The sequence below is a fragment of the Solidesulfovibrio alcoholivorans DSM 5433 genome (genome assembly GCF_000702665.1).
GTDB lineage: Bacteria > Desulfobacterota > Desulfovibrionia > Desulfovibrionales > Desulfovibrionaceae > Solidesulfovibrio > Solidesulfovibrio alcoholivorans.
The window spans coordinates 53,589-71,642 of sequence record NZ_JNJA01000005.1; the positions used below are offsets into that span (position 1 = coordinate 53,589).

At 67.4% G+C, this 18,054-nt stretch carries 12 protein-coding genes and 1 pseudogene; 10 read left to right on the forward strand and 3 right to left on the reverse strand.

All coding sequences use genetic code 11. The features are described from left to right. Positions 1 to 36: 36 nt before the first annotated feature. The gene (locus tag Q368_RS0110910) at positions 37 to 1,743 is read right to left on the reverse strand and encodes an FAD-dependent oxidoreductase (protein ID WP_029459106.1); all 1,707 of its coding nucleotides are present in this window, start codon (positions 1,741 to 1,743) and stop codon (positions 37 to 39) included. A 230-nt stretch (positions 1,744 to 1,973) separates the two neighbouring features. Between Q368_RS0110910 and rsmI the strand changes: the two genes are divergently transcribed. From rsmI to Q368_RS0110960, 10 genes are all read left to right on the forward strand, one after another. Next, entirely contained in the window at positions 1,974 to 2,813 is an 840-nt protein-coding gene (rsmI, locus tag Q368_RS0110915; protein WP_029459107.1) for a 16S rRNA (cytidine(1402)-2'-O)-methyltransferase, read from the forward strand. A gap of 19 nt (positions 2,814 to 2,832) precedes the next feature. Further along, on the forward strand, positions 2,833 to 4,344 hold the full coding sequence (locus Q368_RS0110920) for a sensor histidine kinase (RefSeq protein WP_029459108.1): 1,512 nt from the start codon (positions 2,833 to 2,835) through the stop codon (positions 4,342 to 4,344). Between the two features lie 132 nt (positions 4,345 to 4,476). Beyond that, positions 4,477 to 4,830, forward strand: a complete 354-nt coding sequence (locus Q368_RS23085; protein ID WP_043785714.1) for an Hpt domain-containing protein — start codon at positions 4,477 to 4,479, stop codon at positions 4,828 to 4,830. A 486-nt stretch (positions 4,831 to 5,316) separates the two neighbouring features. Then, positions 5,317 to 8,052: a glycosyltransferase gene (locus Q368_RS0110930; protein WP_029459110.1), complete on the forward strand. Its 2,736-nt coding sequence runs from the start codon at positions 5,317 to 5,319 to the stop codon at positions 8,050 to 8,052. 130 nt (positions 8,053 to 8,182) lie between these two features. After that, positions 8,183 to 9,988, forward strand: a complete 1,806-nt coding sequence (locus tag Q368_RS0110935; RefSeq protein WP_029459111.1) for an ABC transporter ATP-binding protein — start codon at positions 8,183 to 8,185, stop codon at positions 9,986 to 9,988. Between the two features lie 254 nt (positions 9,989 to 10,242). Then, entirely contained in the window at positions 10,243 to 11,127 is an 885-nt protein-coding gene (locus Q368_RS0110940) for an isocitrate lyase/PEP mutase family protein (RefSeq protein ID WP_029459112.1), read from the forward strand. A 236-nt stretch (positions 11,128 to 11,363) separates the two neighbouring features. After that, positions 11,364 to 12,548 carry a hypothetical protein gene (locus tag Q368_RS0110945; protein ID WP_029459113.1) on the forward strand — a complete coding sequence of 395 codons (1,185 nt, stop codon included), beginning with the start codon at positions 11,364 to 11,366 and terminating at the stop codon, positions 12,546 to 12,548. A gap of 71 nt (positions 12,549 to 12,619) precedes the next feature. Beyond that, entirely contained in the window at positions 12,620 to 14,575 is a 1,956-nt protein-coding gene (locus Q368_RS0110950) for a hypothetical protein (protein WP_245611327.1), read from the forward strand. Between the two features lie 24 nt (positions 14,576 to 14,599). Continuing rightward, positions 14,600 to 15,613, forward strand: a complete 1,014-nt coding sequence (galE, locus tag Q368_RS0110955; protein WP_029459115.1) for a UDP-glucose 4-epimerase GalE — start codon at positions 14,600 to 14,602, stop codon at positions 15,611 to 15,613. 32 nt (positions 15,614 to 15,645) lie between these two features. Then, positions 15,646 to 15,921: a late competence development ComFB family protein gene (locus tag Q368_RS0110960; protein ID WP_029459116.1), complete on the forward strand. Its 276-nt coding sequence runs from the start codon at positions 15,646 to 15,648 to the stop codon at positions 15,919 to 15,921. 281 nt (positions 15,922 to 16,202) lie between these two features. Here the strand turns inward: Q368_RS0110960 and Q368_RS27400 are convergent. Further along, positions 16,203 to 17,368: pseudogene (locus Q368_RS27400) on the reverse strand (sugar transporter). A 159-nt stretch (positions 17,369 to 17,527) separates the two neighbouring features. Beyond that, on the reverse strand, positions 17,528 to 18,037 hold the full coding sequence (locus tag Q368_RS0110970) for a HyaD/HybD family hydrogenase maturation endopeptidase (protein ID WP_029459117.1): 510 nt from the start codon (positions 18,035 to 18,037) through the stop codon (positions 17,528 to 17,530). Between the last annotated feature and the right edge of the window lie 17 nt (positions 18,038 to 18,054).

Consider the following 18,054-nt stretch of genomic DNA (forward strand, 5'->3'; position numbering starts at 1 on the left):
ATTCCTCTTCTCTTTTCTCCGCCCCGCTCTCTCCCCTTACACGTCGATGCCGGCGGCGTTCACGGCGGCCATGCCGCCTTCGACGCTGACGACCTGCTCGAAGCCCATGTGGGCCAGGGTGATGAGGGCCTCGTAGGAACGCGCCCCGGTGTTGCACATGAGCACGATCTTCTTGTCGCGGGGCACCTCGGCCAGGCGGTGGCGCAGCTGGCCTTGCGGGATGTTGTGCCAGCGGCCGGGGTGCTTTTGCACGAGCGGTTCGCCCTGGAGCGTCTCGCGGCAGTCGAGGATGTAGGCGTCGCCGAGGTCGGCCTGCTTCCAGAGCTCGCCGAATTCGTCGACGGTGATGCCGCTATTTTTGCCGGAGAGGATGTTGTCGGCCACGTTGGCCACGGTGTTGAGGATATCCATGGCCGCGGCGAAGGGCGGCGAGTAGGCGACTTCGACGTTGGAGACGTCCGCGACCTTGGGTGCGTAGGGCAGCATGGCGGCTACGGTGTTGACCTTGCCGACCACGGCGTCGCCGTTGGCGGACAGGCCTTGCAACCCGAGGACCCGGCGCGTGCCGCGCTCGGCCACGAGCTCGAGGGACATGAGCGCGTGTTCGGGGTAGAAATGCGCCCGGTCCACGGCCGTGATGTGCGTGGACACGGCGTCGATGCCGGCGCGCTTGGCAGCGGCGAGCGTCAGCCCCGTGCCGGCCGCGCCGAGGTCGAAGAGCTTCACGCACCAGGAGCCGACGACGCCGTGAAAGACCGAATCGCCGCCGGCGAGGTTGTCGCCGATGACGCGGCCCTGGCGGTTGGCCATGGACCCGAGCGGCAGGTACATGGGCTGGCCGGTGACGAGGTTTTTGACCACGATGCAGTCGCCGCCGGCGTAGATGTCCGGGTCGGAGGTGCGCATGTGTTCGTCGACGACGATGCCGCCGCGCGGGGAGACTTCCAGGCCGCAATCCCTGGCCAGGGCGTCGTTGGGCACGACGCCGACGGAGACGATGACGAGGTCGGCCTCGACCACGCCCTTGTCCGTGACCACGCGTTCGGCCTTCCCGTCGCCCTCGATGGCCTTGACCTGCTCGGCCAGGCGGAAGGCGACGCCCTTTTCCTCCATGTGCTTTTGCGCCATGCCGGCGAGCGTCGGGCTGGTCACGCCCGGCAGGATCTGGTCGAAGAGTTCGATGACCGTGACGTCGAGGCCCCACATGTCGGCAAAGGCCACGGCCATCTCCAGGCCAATAAATCCCGAGCCGATGATGGCCACGGACCCGACGGAGCCGGCGGCCACGGCGTTTTTGATGGCCTCGGCGGCCTCCAGGTTGTTGACGGCGTGCACGCCCGGCAGGTCGAGTCCGGCGATGGGGAGCTTGCGCGGCGAGCTGCCCGTGGCGATGACGAGCTTGTCGTAGGGGAGCTGCTCTTCGCGGCCGGTCGGCAGGTGACGGGTGGTGACGGTCTTGGCCGCGCGGTCGATGGCGATGGCCTCGGTTTGCGGCCGGGCATCCACGTCCTTGACTTCGCCAAAAAATTCGGGCGAGCGCACCATGTGGAAAGCCGTGGATTGCAGGGCGGTCACTTCGCTGACCTCGCCGGAGACGAAATAGGGGATGCCGCAACCGCCGTAGGAAATGCGCATGTCGCGGTCGAGCATGACGACCTTGCTGTCCGGGGAAAGCCGCTTGAAGCGGCAGGCGGCCTTGGGGCCAAGGGCCACGGCTCCGATGATGACGACCTGTTGCGGCATGACCAGTCCTCGCGTTTCGTGTTGTTTGTCGTTCCAGGCGCAGTGGCGCGTCATGGATCGGCGCAATGCATTTCACACGAAAGCGGTGGGGATGCCTGGGTGTTGCAGGCGTCTACCGTCTTCCGTGTGCGTGTTGGAGTGGCGATAAAGTAGCCCAAAGCCGGGGCTTGTCAATGGCCGGGCCTTGCCGCGGCGCGCGCCTGCCTGTACCACGGGGCGTGGAGGATTGCTTGTTGGAAACCCGCAAGGCCACGCTTTTCATCGTCGCCACGCCCCTTGGCAACCCGGCCGACCTTTCGCCGCGCGCGGCGGCGACGCTCGCCGACGCGGCCGTGGTCCTGGCCGAGGACACACGCCGCACCGGCATGCTGCTCAAGGCCTGCGGCGTCACGGCCCGCCGGCTGATGAGCTCCCACGAGCACAACGAGGAAGGGCGCGTCAAACAGGTCCTCGCCTGGCTCGGCGAAGGCCTCGACGTGGCCCTCGTTTCCGACGCCGGCACGCCGCTCCTGGCCGATCCGGGCTACCGCATCGTGCGCGCCGCGCGGGAGGCGGGCCACCCCGTCTCGCCCGTGGCCGGGCCGTCGGCCGTGGCCGCGGCGCTTTCCGCGGCCGGACTTGCGCCCTATCCTTTCAGCTTTCTGGGGTTTCCGCCGCGAAGCGCGGGCGAGGCCCGGGAGCTCTTCGCCCGGTTTGGGGCCACGGGCGCGACGCTGGTCTTTTTCGAGCGCAAGAACCGCCTGGGCGACACCCTGGCCGCGGCGCTCGCGGCCCTTGGCGACCGCGAATGCGTCCTCTGCCGGGAGATGACCAAGACGTTCGAGGAATTCCTGCCCGGCAGGCTGTCGGAATTCGCCGGACGCGACCTGGAGCTTCTGGGCGAGGTGACGGTGGTCGTCGGCCCAGGGGCGCTCGGGCGCTGTGACGAGGCCGCGGCAAGGGCCGTGCTCGCCGAGGAGGCGGCGGCCGGGGGCAAGCCGCGCGAGGCCGCCCGGCGTGCGGCAATGCGGCTTTCGGGATGGACCGTCAAGGAGCTTTATGCCATGTTGACGGACCGCGAACACGATTGACCCGCTAAAGGATTGCCGCATGGTCGACGCGCCGCGCCCCCACGATGACGCCTACTGCGTTTTTGATGCCGAGGACCGGGAGTACCTCGTCGGCGTGGTCGGCGCGGGTCCGGGCTTCGACACGATCCTCGAGATCGTCGCCGGCGACGAGTTCCGCGAATTTTTGCCCCCCATGCGTCTGGCCGGCGTCGCCGGAATCGAGCCGTGCGACCCCAGGCGGCGCTCGCCGCTTTTGGCCGGGGTGCCGTTTTTCGCCACCTACCAGGAGCTTTTCGCCCACGCACCGCACATCAACCTCGTCGTCGCCCTGCTAAGCAGCCTGGACAACCGTACTCTCTACCGCGACATGCCGCCCGGGGCCTCGCTGATCGACAGCACGGCCTCGTTTTTTCTCTGCGCCCTGTCGAGCGCCGTGTCCGTGGGCGCGCATTGCCGCCGCCGCCTCGATCACCAGAAGCTGTTGCTCGAAGCCATCGTGGACGAGGTGCAGGAGGACATCGCGCTCATCGCCGCCTCGGGCAGGGTGGTGGACCTCAACCGCAACGTCGTCGCGCGCCTTGGGCGCGCCAAGGAAGACCTCATCGGCAGCGACTGCCGGGAGCTGCGCGCCTCGTCCGAGGACCCACCGCTGTGCGACCCCGACGATCCGACCGGTCCCTTCCGCACCGCCTTGGCCACGGGCGAGAAGGCCGAACGCCTGCACACCGCCGTGGGCGCCGACGGCAGGCTGCGCTACTACCGCACCTACACCTACCCCATCCGCGACACCTCGGGGCAGGTGGGACACGTGGTGGTCTTTCGCCGCGACATCACCGACCGCACCATGGGCGAGATCAGCGCCCGGCAGGCCGAGCGCATCGAGACGGTGGGGCGGCTCTCCTCCTACCTCGCCCACGAGATCCGCAACCCGCTGTTCGCGGCGAGCGGCTTCGCCCGACGGCTGTCCCTGATGGACGGATTGCCCGAGTCCGCCAAGGAAAAGGCCGGCATCGTGCTCGAGGAGCTCACGCGCATGGAGGCGCTGCTCAAGCAGTTTCTGGAATTCGCCCGGCCCGTGGGCGCGGTCGTGGGCCAGGCCGACGTGGAGCGGGTGGCGCGGGAGGCGGTGCAGACCGTGGGGCTCGAGGCCGAAACGCGGCGCGTGGGCTTGAGCCTGGACATCCAGCCGGGGCTTCCGGCCGTGACCCTCGATCCGGCCCTGCTCAAGCAGTGCCTGGTCAACCTGCTGCGAAACGCCGTGGAAGACTTGCCCCACGGCGGGCTCGTGTCCGTCGCCGCCGACCGGGACGGACAGCGGGTGCGGTTGCGCGTGGCCGATTCCGGCCGCGGTGCGACGCGCGAGCACCTGGAGAACATGTTCAGTCCCTTCTACAAGGGCGACCACTGCGAATACGGCCTGGGCCTGGCCATGGTCAAAAAGGTCGTGGACGATTTCGGCGGCGCGGTGGAGGCCGCCGGCCAGCCCGGAGGGGGCTGCGTGATCACGCTCTTCCTGCCGCCGGTCCTGGCCGGGCCCGGGGGCAAGGGGTAGGGGACGCTTCCGGCGGCCGGGAGGGGCTGCGCCGGGTGGGCACACGACGCCGGCACTGGGCGTTACCACGAGGTTTCGAGGAGAAATCCTCATGAGTCGCTGCGGCGGGATGCAGATACAGGAGAGGTGGGCATGGGAACGGACGACGCAAGCGCCGGCCTGGTCGATCTGGCCCGGTTGCGGCAGCGATTCGACGACGACGAGGAGCTGCTCGCCGAGATTTTCCGCGTGTTCGTCGCGGAAACGCCCGGCCGCCGGGCGGATTTCGAAGCCGCCCTGGCCGCGGGCGACATGGGCCGCCTGGCGCATCAGGCCCATTCCCTCAAGGGCGTGGCCGGCACCATGTTGGCCGAGCCCCTGCGCCAGGCCTCCTATGACCTGGAAATGGCGGCCAAGGCCGGCGACGCGGCCGCCGTCGCGCCCAATACCCGGATTCTGCTCGGCCTGCTCGAAGCCACCTGCGGCCACGTCGCCGGTCTGTTGTAGCGGGTTGCGGGAGGGGCCGCAGGCGGGCGTGGGCATTGTCCCCGGCAGGCTTCCCTGCGCTCCCTGATTCCGGTTGCAGATTCCTTGCCCCGTCCGTTTCAGGCGGAAGCCGCTTGCCGCGGCGCCGCGGGATGCGACCGCACATATGCCGCAAAGTGGCCTGTGACGCCGTTTACCCCCGATTCCCCTCCCCGCCGATTACGATACCGTAATCACGTGCGCAATTTTCGTAACCGCCGCCTCCCGCCCTTCGTTGCCCGGCCGTGGAACCGGCCTGTCGCCTGCCTTTCTCTCTTTGGCACGCCCATTGCTATTCGGTATCCCGCAGGCCGCCCGCCGGAAGGTGAACGAATTGGTGTTCGCAAGGAATTCCGGTGAGTTGTAAAGGACAGCCGCTAGAGAGACACCGTACGCCGTCGTAACCGCCCGCAGGGGCCGGACGGCGAATCCCGCGAAAAGCGCCATACACCGAGGAGAAGGGGAACTATGTTTCAGATCGAAGAAGGACTGGCAGGCGAGAAGACCCTGCCCCGCGTTCGCGCCAAGGGCCGTTACCTGTTCGCCGGCGAGGACAAGTTCTTCATCAAGGGCGTCACCTACGGGCCGTTCCCGGAAAACTCCCGGGGCGAACCCCTTCCCGAGGACGACACCGTCCACCGCGACTTCGAACTCATGCGCCGCGCCGGCGTCAACTCGATCCGCGTGTATTACGTGCCGCCCCGCCATTTTCTGGACATCGCCGCCGTCCACGGCATCCGCGTCATGATCGGCATCCCCTGGCCGGAGCACCTGTGCTTCCTCGACCAGTGGGAGGTCAAGGAAGACATCAAGAAGACCGTGCGCGACGCCGTGGCGTCCCTTGCCGGCCATCCGGCCATCCTGGCGTGGCTGATCGGCAACGAGATCCCGAGCCACATCGTGCGCTGGCACGGCGCGGGCAAGGTCGAGAAGTTCCTGGGCAAGCTCGCCGCCATCGTGCGCGAGGAAGACCCCGAGGGCATGGTCACCTACGCCAACTACCCCTCCACGGAATACCTGCGCCTGCCGTTCCTGGATTTCCTCTCGGTCAACGTCTACCTGCACGACGAGAAGGCCTTCCGCTCCTACGTCAAGCGCCTGCAGAACGTGGCCGGCGAACTGCCGCTGGTGCTGTCCGAATTCGGCATGGACTCCATCCGCAACGACGAGGAGCACGTGGCCGAGACGCTCTCCTGGCAGCTGCGCGCCGCCTACGAGCTCGGCGTCTCCGGCACCATGGTCTTCGCCTGGACCGACGAATGGTACACCGGCGGCCACCTCATCGAGGACTGGAAGTTCGGCGTCGTGACCGAGACGCGCAAGCCCAAGCCCGCCTACCAGGCCGTGGCCGACGTCTACCGCCAGCGCCTGCCGATGCTGCCGGAAAATCCGCCGTTTATCTCCGTGGTCGTGTGCGCCTACAACGCCGCCACGACCATGGACGGCTGCCTGGCCTCCTTCGCCAAGGTGGACTACCCCCACTTCGAGGTTATCGTGGTGGACGACGGCTCCACCGACGAAACCGGCGCGATCTCCGATCGCCACGCCGCGGCCGCGCCCTACATCCACGTCATCCACCAGCCGAACCTGGGCCTGTCCGCCGCGCGCAACGTCGGCATGAACGCCGCCCGGGGCGAGATCGTGGCCTACACCGACTCCGACTGCTACGTGGACCCGCACTGGCTGCACTACATGGCCTGGGCCTTCACCGACAAACGCTTCGTGGCCGTGGGCGGCCCCAACCTGCCCCCGCCCGAGGACAACCGCACCGCCGCCTGCGTCGCCGTCTCGCCCGGCGCGCCGACCCACGTGCTGCTCACCGACGAGATCGCCGAGCACATCCCCGGCTGTAACATGGCCTACCGCAAGGAACATCTGGCCGCCATCGGCGGCTTCGACGCCACCTACCGCGCGGCCGGCGACGACGTGGACGTGTGCTGGCGGCTCCAGGACCAGGGCCACACCATCGGCTTCTCCGCGGCCATGTTCGTCTGGCACCACCGCCGCAACACCGTTTCGGCCTATCTCAAGCAGCAGAAAGGCTACGGCCGCGCCGAGGCCCTGCTTCTGCCCAAGCACAAGGCCCGCTTCAACATGCTCGGCAACTCGCGCTGGGCCGGCCGCATCTACGGCGACATCTCCGGCGCGCTGCTCGCCGCGCGGCCCATCGTCTACCACGGGGCTTTCGGCATGGGGCTGTTCCAGACCTTGTACGAGCCCAAGGGCAGCCTGGCCGCCTACCTGCCGCTCTCCATGGAATGGATGTTCGTTGCCGTGGCCTGCATGCTGGCGGCTCCCTTCAGCCTGATCGCCGGCGGCGCGGGCCTGGCCATGGCCGCGACGACCATCGCCTTCGTCGCCTACCGCGTGAGCAAGGCGCGCCTGCCGGAAAATCACGACAACATGGCCTCGCGCCTGACCATCGCCGGCCTGACGCTGGCCCAGCCGGTGCTTCGCGGCTGGACGCGCTACAAGACGCTTTGGGGCGTGAGGCGCGGCGCGGGTGTGGGCGCGTGCCCGCTGCCCATGGTCGAAACCGCCGCCTGCGACGAGGCCGACCTGCCCAAGGTCGGGCTGCTGCGCCGTCTGGCCGCGACCGGCGGCCTTTTCGCCCACCGTATGTCCTTCCACCGCTTTTTCTGGAACAACAAGGGCCTGGAGCGCGACGAGCTGCTTGGCGCGGTGATCGGCCTGCTGCGCACGCTTGGCGTCACCTATGCCCTCGACAGCGGCTTCGCCGCCTCCTCGTCCACGCCGCCCTGGGACCTCTCGGTCAAGGCCGGCCGCCTGACCACCGCGCGCTTGCGCGCGACCGTGGAAAACCACGGCGGGGACAAGCGGTTCGTGCGCATGGCCGGCTCGGTGCTGCCCTCCGGGCTCTCCGTGGCGGTCCTGGTCGCGAGCGCAGTAACCGCCGGCACCCTGGCCTTCCTCCATCCCCTGGCGGCCGTCGCCGCCGGAGCGGTGGCCGTGGGCCTGGTCGGGGCCATGGTCGCGGGCCTCTACCGCGCCGCCTCCCTGGTCGCCACCATCACCCAGTACGTGATGATCACGCGCCCCGGCTGCTCCCTGACCGAGCCCAAGGACGAGCGCGTGGCCAAGGTGGTCAAGCCGCGCACGGCCGAAACGGTCGTCGAGGAAGAGGAACCGGCCCTTGTCCCGGCGGCCGCCGCCGCGTCCGCCGTCGAGACAGAGGCCGCGTAAGCTGCGTCACCGATGCGCCGCCCCAGGCCCGGTCGGGTCCGGGGCGGCGCGTCACGGTTTTTTTTCCGCCCCTGCGGGGGAACCGGGGCAGCCGCCCCGGAGCGGGGCTCGCCCCGCAAGGACTCGCGCCATGAGCATGTTTCGCACGCTGCTGGGGTACCTGAAACCCTACAAACTCCTCTTCCTCCTGGGGCTCGGTCTGGTCGGCCTGGCCAGCGCCATGGAGCTCCTCAAACCCTGGCCGCTGACCCTGGCCGTGGACCAGATCATCGGGCACAAGCCCCTGGACATCCTCGGCTGGCAGCCGGATCTGAGCGCCATTCCGCTCGGCGTGCAGCTCGCAAGCGTGGTGGGCATGCTGGTCGGCGTGCATTTCCTGGTCGGGTTCGTGCAGCTGTGCAACAACTACCTGACCATCCGCATGGGCCAGGACATGGTCCAGGATTTGCGCTGCGACCTGTTCGACCATCTCCAGCGCCAGTCCCTGCGCTTCCACCAGAACTGGCCCACGGGCGACCTCATCTACCGCGTCATGGGCGACACCTACGCCGTGCAGGCGCTGCTCATGAACGGCGTTTTCACCACGCTCACCAGCGCCGCCCTGCTGGTCGGCATGCTCGTGGTCTGCCTGCGCATGGACGCGGAGCTGACGCTTTACGCCCTGTGCGTCATTCCGCTGCTTTTCATCGCCATCTCGAGGGTCTCGCGCAAGATCGGCGACCTGACCACCGAGTCGTACCTCAAGGAATCCCAGGTCTACACCATCGTCGAGCGCATCTTCTCCTCCATCACCCTGGTCCAGGCCTTCGGCCGCGAGGACGAGGAGAAGCGCCGCTTCGTGGCCGAATCGCAGCGTTCCTTCGACCGCAAGCTGTCGCTCTACGCCTTGCAGACCCTCTACGGCTGGCTGGTTTCCGGCATCACCGCCGCCGGCACGGCGCTCGTGCTCTACATCGGCGTGCGCCACGTCCTCGACGGCCTGCTTTCCACCGGCGAGCTGCTTGTGTTCATTGCCTACCTGGCCTCCCTGTACACGCCGCTCAATAGCCTGAGCGTCACCGTGGGCAGCATCCGCGGCTCCATGGCCCAGGCCAAGCGCGTCATGGACATCCTGGCCGTGGACGAGGCCGTGCCCGAAAAGCCCGACGCCCCGGAATTGGCCATCACCAAGGCCGAGGTGCGCTTCGACCACGTGAGCTTCGGCTATACCCCGGAGAAGATGGTCTTAAACGACGTGGATTTCGTCTGCCCGGGCGGTTCCACCGTGGCCGTGGTCGGCCAGACCGGCGCCGGCAAGACCTCGCTTATAAGTCTGCTGCTGCGCTTCTACGATCCGCAACAGGGCGCCATCGTCATCGACGGTCAGGACCTGCGCGACGTGTCGCTGACGAGCCTGCGCCGCAACATCGCCATCGTGCTCCAGGAAACGCAGCTCTTCCCCATGTCCGTGCACGACAACATCGCCTACGGCAAAAAACAGGCCACGCGCGAGGAAGTGGAGCGGGTGGCCAAGCTCGCCAACGCCCACGACTTCATCGTCGGCCTGCCCGAGGGCTACGACACCATTCTCGGCGAGAAGGGGGCCAACCTCTCCGGCGGCCAGCGCCAGCGCCTGGCCATCGCCCGGGCCCTGCTCAAGGATTCGCCGCTACTCATCCTCGACGAGCCCACCTCGGCGCTTGACGCCGAGACCGAGGCGCTCATCATGGAAGGCCTGGAGCGGCTCATGGAAAACCGCACCACCTTCGTCATCGCCCACCGCCTGTCCATGATGCGCCGCGCGGACGTGATCCTGGTCATCAAGAACCAGCGCATCCATGAAATGGGCTCCTACGACGAGCTCATGGCCAAAAACGGCGAGTTCGCCCGCCTGCACGCCATCCAGATGGGCAAGGGCCGCCCCGAGAAGTTGCCGCCCAAGCCCCTTTGCGCCTAAACACACCGTTGCGCGCCGCCCGCTTTTTCCTGCCGCGTCCCTGCCCGGGACGCCGTGGGGAAGCGCGGGCGCACGCTCGGCCGGCATCCGGCGTCCCCTCGTGCGGACGCAAGGAATGCCGCAAGGGTAGTCTGCGGCAAACGCCTGCCCGTGCCGCACGGCTGGCTTCCCGGGAAACGCAGCGCCGGTTTTTCCGGAAGCGGCGCTGCCGCCGGTCCGTCCGGGCGGGAACTTCGCGCAATCAGGAGGCTTTCGTGAAGAAGACCACGCGGTTTCGGGAACTGGTCAACGCCCCGGAACTCCTCATGCTGCCCGTGGCCCACGACGGCCTGTCCGCCCTGGCCATCGCCGAGGCCGGGTTTTCCGCCCTGGCCGTGGCCGGCTACGGCACCGCCGGCAGCCTGCTCGGCCTGCCGGACATCGGCCTGCTCACCGCCACCGAGATGCTCACGCATTACGCCCACATCGTCTCCCGGGTGGACGTGCCGGTCATGGTGGACATCGACACGGGCTTCGGCGACGTCAACAACGTCATCCGCACCGTGCGCGAGGCGGAGCGCCTGGGCGCGGCCGCGCTTTTTATCGAGGACCAGACCTATCCCAAGCGCTGCGGCCATATGGCCGGCAAGTCCGTGGTCACGGTCGAGGAATACCTGCCTAAGCTCAAGGCCGCGCTCTGGGCGCGCCAGGACCCTGATTTCGTCATCATGGCCCGCACCGACGCGGCCGCCGTCCACGGCCTGGACGAAGCCGTCCGCCGGGCGCAGCTCTACGCCGCGGCCGGCGCGGACATGGTCTTCGTGGAGGCCGTGACCTCCGTCGAGGACATGCGCAAGGTCAACGCCTCGGTGCCCGTGCCGAGCATGGCCAACATGATCGAGGGCGGGCGCACGCCGTTTCTGTCCGCCGCCGAACTCCAGGAACTGGGCTACGCCGTCGCGGCCTACCCGTGCGCCTCGGTCTTTACCGCCGTGCGGGCCTTGCGGGCCTGGGCCGGACACCTTAAAGCCCATGGCACGAGCGCCGGTTTCGCCGGCCCGGACACCATGGTCGATTTCGAGGAATACTTCCGCTTCATCGGCGCGGCCGACATCCGCGAACGCGAGAAGCTGTTTTTTGAAGCGGGAAAGAAGCAGTAACGAGAAGATGCCTCCGGCGGCCAGGGGAACCTTTTTGAAGAAGGTTCCCCTGGACCCTTCCCAAAACTTTTGGCGGGCTTTGGCCGCCGGGTGCCGGATTTTCCAGAGGCCGCGACGCGGTAACGACTATGCCCCCCCCTTTGAAGTTTTTCGGGAAGGTGGGGGTCCGGGGGAGGGAACCCCTTTTTGAAAAAAGGGGTTCCCTCCCCCGGTTTCCACACAAGGATGCTCACGCAATGCAAAAGCGCACGATCATCGTTTCGGGGTTGGCCGCCACGTATCCGCTGGGCGGGGTGGCCTGGGACTACATCCAGTACCTGCACGGCTTCTACCGCCTGGGCCACGACGTCTACTACCTCGAGGACACCGGCGGCTGGGCCTACGATCCCTTCAATGTCACCTTCGTCGACGATCTGACCTACCATACGAAGTACCTGGGCGATTACGTCGCCGCCCTGGACCCCGGGCTCGCCAAGCGCTTCTGCGTCATCGGCCCCGACGACCGCCATTGGGGCATGTCCGCCGAGGAACTCGCCGCGGTGGTTAAGCGCGCCGACGTCTTTTTCAACATTTCGACGACCTGCCAGTTGCGCGAGGCCTACGCGAAAATTCCCGTCAAGGTGCTCATCGACTCCGACCCCCTCTACACCCAGTCGAGTTTTCCCCAGTTCCTCGACGGCACGGCCACGGACGAGGAGAAGCGCAATATCGAGAACATGCGCCGCCACGACGTGTTTTTCTCTTTCGGGGAAAACATCAATGAGGATTTCTGCACCGTACCCAAGGGCATCGTGGACTGGATTCCCACGCGCCAGCCCATCGTGCTCGAGAGTTGGGCCGGCGCGCCGGAGACGCCCGCGCGCGACGCCTTCACCACCGTGCTTTCCTGGCAGCCGGCCCAGAAGGGACCCCTTGTCGGTGGCGTGCAGTACGGCGGCAAGAACATGGAATTCGAGAAGATGCTCGACCTGCCGCAAAAGACCTCCGCGCCCCTGGAACTGGCGCTTGGCGGCGGCCGGCCGCCCCGCGAGCTGCTTGAGGAAAAGGGCTGGAAGTTGCGCGACGGGTTTTCCATGTCCCAGACGCCCTGGGTCTACCGGGACTACATCTGGGACAGCTTCGCGGAATTCTCCACCGCCAAAAACGCCTACGTGGCCACGCGCTCGGGCTGGTTTTCCTGCCGCACGGCCTGCTACCTGGCTTCCGGCCGGCCGGCCGTGGTCCAGGACACGGGCTATTCGCGCTTCATGGACGTGGGTGAGGGCGTTGTCGCCTTCGACGACGAGGCCGGGGCCCTGGCCGGCATCGAGGCCGTGCGCGCCGATTGGCCGCGCCATGCCAAGGCGGCCAAGGCCTTTGCCGCGCGCTATTTCGATTCCGACACGGTGCTCGCGAAACTCCTGGCCGACGCCCTGCGCTGATGCGCCCACGACTCCACCGCTAACCCTCCATATCTCCTATGAAGCACATGTTCCTTCGGATGGCGGCAAGGGTGTTTTCGTCCTGTGACAGGTTCGGCTCGGGTTGCCATCGCGGCCGCGCGCCGTGGATCATCCCGGCTACGGTCGCGCTCTGGCTCGCGTTGTCCAGCGTCGCGGCCCTGGCCGGCGGCTTCGGCACGGCGCGCCGGGACGGCGCATGGTGGCTGACCATGCCGGGCGGCGCAATACCCTTTTTCTCCATCGGCGCGGACACCGTCAACGGCGGCGACAAGCACTACAGGGGCCATGGCTACTATTGGGAGGATTCCTATCCCGATCTGGCCGCCTGGGCCGCCGACACGCAACAGCGCCTCTACGCCTGGGGCTTCAACACCCGGGGCGGCTGGTCCGATCCGACCACGGCCATGACCCTGCCGCTGGTGCCGGAGATCGACCTTGGGCGCTTGAGCCGCCTGCACTGGTTCGACCCCTTCGCCCCGGACGCCCAGGCCATCGCCACGGCCAAGGCCAGGGAGATCACCGCCCCCTACAAGGACAACCCTGCGGTCATCGGCTACTTCACGGACAACGAGGTCGGCTGGTGGAACGCGCCGCTTTTCCGCTGGTATCTCGGCAACGAGTGGGCCGTGTACACCAAGCAGGTGCTGTGGCGCATGGTCTACGACCACTACAAGGGCGACTGGCGCAGGCTGCTGGTCGATTTCGTGCCCGGCAAGGGCGTGAACGGCTTCGAGGACCTCAAGAAGGGCCGGGCGGAACTGCACCTGCGCCCGGGCGGGCACGGCATCACGCTCATCGAGCGCTTCACCGCCGTGTGCGCCGGCAGGTACTACGAGCTGGTCTACAAGGCGCTCAAGGCCGCCGATCCCGACCGCCTCGTCATGGGCGACCGTTTGCCGCTTTATTACAACCAGGACGCGGTGCTGGCCTCGCGCGGCCACCTCGACGTCCTTTCCACCAACTACAACGTGGACACGCCCGACGGCTGGGTGGCCCCGTACTATTTCGAGGGCCTGGCCAGGCTCACGGACACGCCGGTGCTCATTTCGGAATTCTTCTTCGCCGCCAACGAAAACCGTTCGGGCAACGTCAACAACGGCCACTTGATGCACGTACAGACGCAGGCCGAACGCGCGGCCGGGGCTGCGGCCGCGGTGCGCAATTTCGCCGCCTTCCCGAACATCGCCGGCATCCACTGGTTCCAGTACTACGACGAGCCCTCGGGCGGGCGCGGCGACGGCGAGAATTTCAACATGGGCCTCGTGGACATCCGCAACGCGCCCTACGAGGGGCTCGTCACGGCCCTTGCCGCCGCCAACCGCGACGTCCCGGCCCTGCACGCCGCAAGCGGCGGCAGGAAGACCCCGCCCATGCCGGCGGTCATCCCCCTCGCACGGGCCAAAACGCCGGTGGTCGTGGGCGACGATTCACTGGCCGACTGGCCGGACAAGGCCGGTACGCGCCTGCCCTGGTTCACCGTGCCCGCGCCCCATGTCCCCTTCGGCGACGTGCATATGTCCTGGAGCCCGGAGAGCCTCAACCTCTTCAATCTGGCCCAGAACTACGCCGACCTCTACCTGCTGGCCCACGACGGCGAATTCCCGCCTTCGGAGAGCTACCGCATCAACCTCGACGTGGACGCCGGCGCGGGCATGAAGCACTTCGCCCTGTGCCTGGTGCCGCGTCCCCATTCCAAGTACCCGGGCCGCTTCGAGCTGGCGCCCCGGCTCTACGCCGTGGCCGCCGACGGCAGCCTCGCCGCCCTGGAGACCCAGGGCGTCATGCAGGTGCTCGACAAGCCGCTGCCGCACATCGCCCTGGAACTGGCGTTGCCGGCAAGGCTGCTCGGCGTGGAAAAGCTGACTGCCGGCCAGAAGCTGGCCTTGCGCATCGAGGCGATCACGTTCTATCGCGGCATGACCATGACGCTCGGCGCGCCGGCCGGGAAAGGCGGCGCTCCGAAAACCGGGGCCGCGCCCGTGGCGGCGGTCCTTGCCGACAAGTAACAACCCTTCAAGGAAGAACGCTCCATGGCAACCAACATCCTCGTCACCGGCGGCGCGGGCTACATCGGCTCCCATACCTGCAAGGCACTCAAGGCGGCAGGCTTTACCCCGATCACCTTCGACAACATGGTGTACGGCCACGACTGGGCCGTGAAGTGGGGACCGCTCGTGCGCGGGGACATCCTCCATCGCGGCGAGCTCGACGAGGTCTTCGCCGAATACAAGCCCGCAGCCGTACTCCATTTCGCCGCCTTCGCCTACGTGGGCGAATCCGTCACCGATCCCGAGAAGTACTACCGCAACAACGTGGCCGGCTCCTTGTCCCTGCTTTCGGCCATGCGCAAGGCCGGCTGCCGCCACATCGTCTTTTCCAGCACCTGCGCCACGTACGGCGCGCCCGAGCGCGTTCCCCTCACCGAGGACCATCCCACGCGCCCCATGAGCCCCTACGGCACGACCAAGCTCATGATCGAGCAGATGCTCAAGGATTTCGACGCGGCCTACGGCATGACCTACACGGCGCTGCGCTACTTCAACGCCGCCGGCGCGGACCCGGACGGGGAGATCGGCGAGGACCACGATCCCGAGACGCACCTCATTCCCCTGGTCGTCGCCGCGGGCCTTGGCCGCATTCCCCAGGTGCAGATCTTCGGCACCGACTACCCGACTCCGGACGGCACGGCCGTTCGCGACTACATCCACGTCACGGACCTGGCCGACGCCCACATCCTGGCCCTGCGGCGGCTGCTGGATGGCGGCAAGAGCGCGACCTACAACCTCGGCACCGGCACGGGCAACTCCGTGCGCGAAGTCATCAAGGCCGTGGAGAAGGTTTCGGGCAGGCCCGTGCCCGTGGTCGAAGGGCCGCGCCGCGCCGGAGATTCGCCTGGGCTCTACGCCGATTCCGGCGCGATCATCCGGGAACTCGGCTGGACGCCGCGTTACATGGATATCGAAGCCGTCGTGGATACGGCCTGGAAGTGGCACCTCGGCCATGAGCCGGGCAAATTGAGTTGCAAAATTTCCGCGCCGAGATAGAGTCAAGGCAAAACCGGTCGGGCGGAGGGGGCATGGATTACGTCGCGCTTGGGCTGGATTTTCATTCCATCCGCAACAGGAACGAGGAGCGGGTCATCAACCTCATCCCCGAGGTGCTGGCCGAGTTTCCGGACTACCGTTACAACCGGACGGACATCGAAGATATCTACGCGCTGACGCTCAACATGCTCCCGGCGCGCTACGTCCAGGCCGTGACCCTGATCATGGACGAGCCCGTGACCGACGAGACGGTCCGCCTCATGCTGCGCGAAGCCGTGCGCACCGTCCGCGCCCGGCCGAATATGTAGCGCGGGAGAGATGGGGTGGGGAGAAGCCTCCGGCGGCCAAAGGGCTGCGCCCTCTGGACTCCCGTGAAGGGGCTAGGTTGGCTGTGAGCCATATGGGCCGATGCTCGGGAAGGTATTGCGGAAGAAGAAAGACGCTTGCGGCGGCTGGGAGTGGAAGCTCCCGGCCGCTTTTTTTACGCCTAGGGCAAAGAGGACCTTCCGGGAACCGTTTGATGCGACAAAAACCGGAATGGGAGTCCAGAGGGCGCAGCCCTTTGGCCGCCGGAGGCGCTCCCCCCTGACTAGAATCGTTTGAGGCAGACCACGCTCCACAGGCTGGCCGCCCCGGCGATGACTCCGGCAACGATGCCGACGAAGGGCAGGCCGAGGCCGTCGGCTGTCATCCCGCCGAGAAACGCGCCCGTGCCGATGCCGACATTGTAGATGCCGGACTGCATGGCCATGGCGATGTCCGTGGCGTCGGGCGCGGCCTGGACCACCCGGTACTGCAACACGAGGTTGAAGGCCGCCATGGCCATGCCCCAGGGCACGCACACGCCAAGGAGCGAAGCGGGCGAAGCGGCGGCGGACAGGAGCAGCAGCAGGCACGTGGCGGTCAGGGCGACGGGCGCAAGGTACATGGCGGTCGGATGCCGGTCGTTGCCCTTGGCGAAGACGACGCAGCCGAGGATGCCGGCAAGGCCGAACAGGAGCAGGGTCATGGTGGCGAAGTTCTCGCTGCCCCTGGCCACCTTGAGGATGAACGGCTCGATGTAGGTGTAGGCCGTGAAGTGGCCGGTCACGAGCAGGGCGGTCAGGATGTAGAGGCCGGTCAGGGCCGGCCGCCGCAGCAGGACCGGCAGGCTGCGCAGATTGCCGGCGTGGCGGCTGGGCAGCGTCGGCAGCAGGCGCAGGAGCGCCGCCATGACCACGAGGGCCAGGCCGCCGATGCACAGAAAGTCGCGCGCCAGCCTAGGGAAAGCCCGATGACGCGCCCGAGCGGCAACCCGAGAACCATGGCCAGGGCCGAGCCGGCGGAGAGGATGCCGAGCGCCCGCGCGCCGTAGCCGGCCGGCGCGATGCGCAGGGCCAGGGGCGGCGTGATGGCCCAGAACACGGCATGGGCGCAGACGACTCCGACGCGCGAGAGCATGAGGACCGGGAAGTTGGCGGCGAGGCCCGACAGGACGTGGCTGGCGACGAAGACGAGGAAGACGTTTCGCAGCAGCGTGCGCCGCTCCATGTTCGCGCAAAGGAGCATGAGCGGCAGGGAGAGCAGGGCGACGAGCCAGGCGTAGAGGGTGACGAGCAGGCCGGCCCCGGACGTGGTGATCCCGAAGTCCGCGGCGATGTCGCTCAAAAGCGCGATGGGCGCGAATTCCGTGGTGTTGAAGACGAAGACGGCGACCGCGAGCAGGATGACCGGAATCCAGTCGCGGCGTTTCGGTTCGGGCGTGAGCAAAGGCATGGCGGGAGGCTTTCCCCTTGCGCCGACATACGGCGGCTCGGCGAAGTCGCCTCCTGGTATTCCCGTCGTGCTTCATTGGCAAGGGGCACGCGCGTCGGTATCCCCTTTCGGGAGGTCCAGGAGGGGCCGCCGCCCCTCCTGGCCGCCGGAGGCATTTCCCTACCCGTTATTACATGCGCACTTGGGCGTGGCCGTGCCGCCGGCGGCGGCGAGTTCTGCGAGCGCCACCTCGATCATGTGCGGCACGCGCGCGGCCACGTCAGGGGAAAGCTCCACGGCCATATTCTTGAAATCGAAGGGTTCCATGCCGATGACCACGGTATCGGGCCGCTTGCCGACCAGTTCGCAGTAGATGAGCGTGTCCACGAGGTCGGACTGATGCATGGAGTCCTTGAACGCCAGGGACTTGCGCAGATCCTCGCCCGTGAGGCGGTAGACCGTGCCCGGCGCGTCGCCGCCGAGCACCGCGTCGAGCACGATGCAGTAGTCGCAGGCCATGAGCGGCTCCATGAGGCGCATCCCCAGGTTGCCGCCGTCCATGAGCGTGACGTTGTCGGAAAAATCATAGGTGGCGAGCAGCTGTTCCACGGCGCGCACACCGACGCCCTCGTCGGTGTAGAGGATGTTGCCGACGCCGAGGATGAGGATTTTTTGCGGGGAATCGGGCATGAAACCTCCCTGAAAAT

Bases quoted from the DNA above. Each gene is read 5' to 3' on its own strand.
- galE (WP_029459115.1), top strand. From the start codon at position 14,600: ATGGCAACCAACATCCTCGTCACCGGCGGCGCGGGCTACATCGGCTCC.
- Q368_RS0110920 (WP_029459108.1), top strand. From the start codon at position 2,833: ATGGTCGACGCGCCGCGCCCCCACGATGACGCCTACTGCGTTTTTGAT.
- Q368_RS0110935 (WP_029459111.1), top strand. From the start codon at position 8,183: ATGAGCATGTTTCGCACGCTGCTGGGGTACCTGAAACCCTACAAACTC.
- Q368_RS0110930 (WP_029459110.1), top strand. From the start codon at position 5,317: ATGTTTCAGATCGAAGAAGGACTGGCAGGCGAGAAGACCCTGCCCCGC.
- Q368_RS0110960 (WP_029459116.1), top strand. From the start codon at position 15,646: ATGGATTACGTCGCGCTTGGGCTGGATTTTCATTCCATCCGCAACAGG.
- Q368_RS0110970 (WP_029459117.1), bottom strand. From the start codon at position 18,037: ATGCCCGATTCCCCGCAAAAAATCCTCATCCTCGGCGTCGGCAACATC.
- Q368_RS0110910 (WP_029459106.1), bottom strand. From the start codon at position 1,743: ATGCCGCAACAGGTCGTCATCATCGGAGCCGTGGCCCTTGGCCCCAAG.
- Q368_RS23085 (WP_043785714.1), top strand. From the start codon at position 4,477: ATGGGAACGGACGACGCAAGCGCCGGCCTGGTCGATCTGGCCCGGTTG.
- Q368_RS0110945 (WP_029459113.1), top strand. From the start codon at position 11,364: ATGCAAAAGCGCACGATCATCGTTTCGGGGTTGGCCGCCACGTATCCG.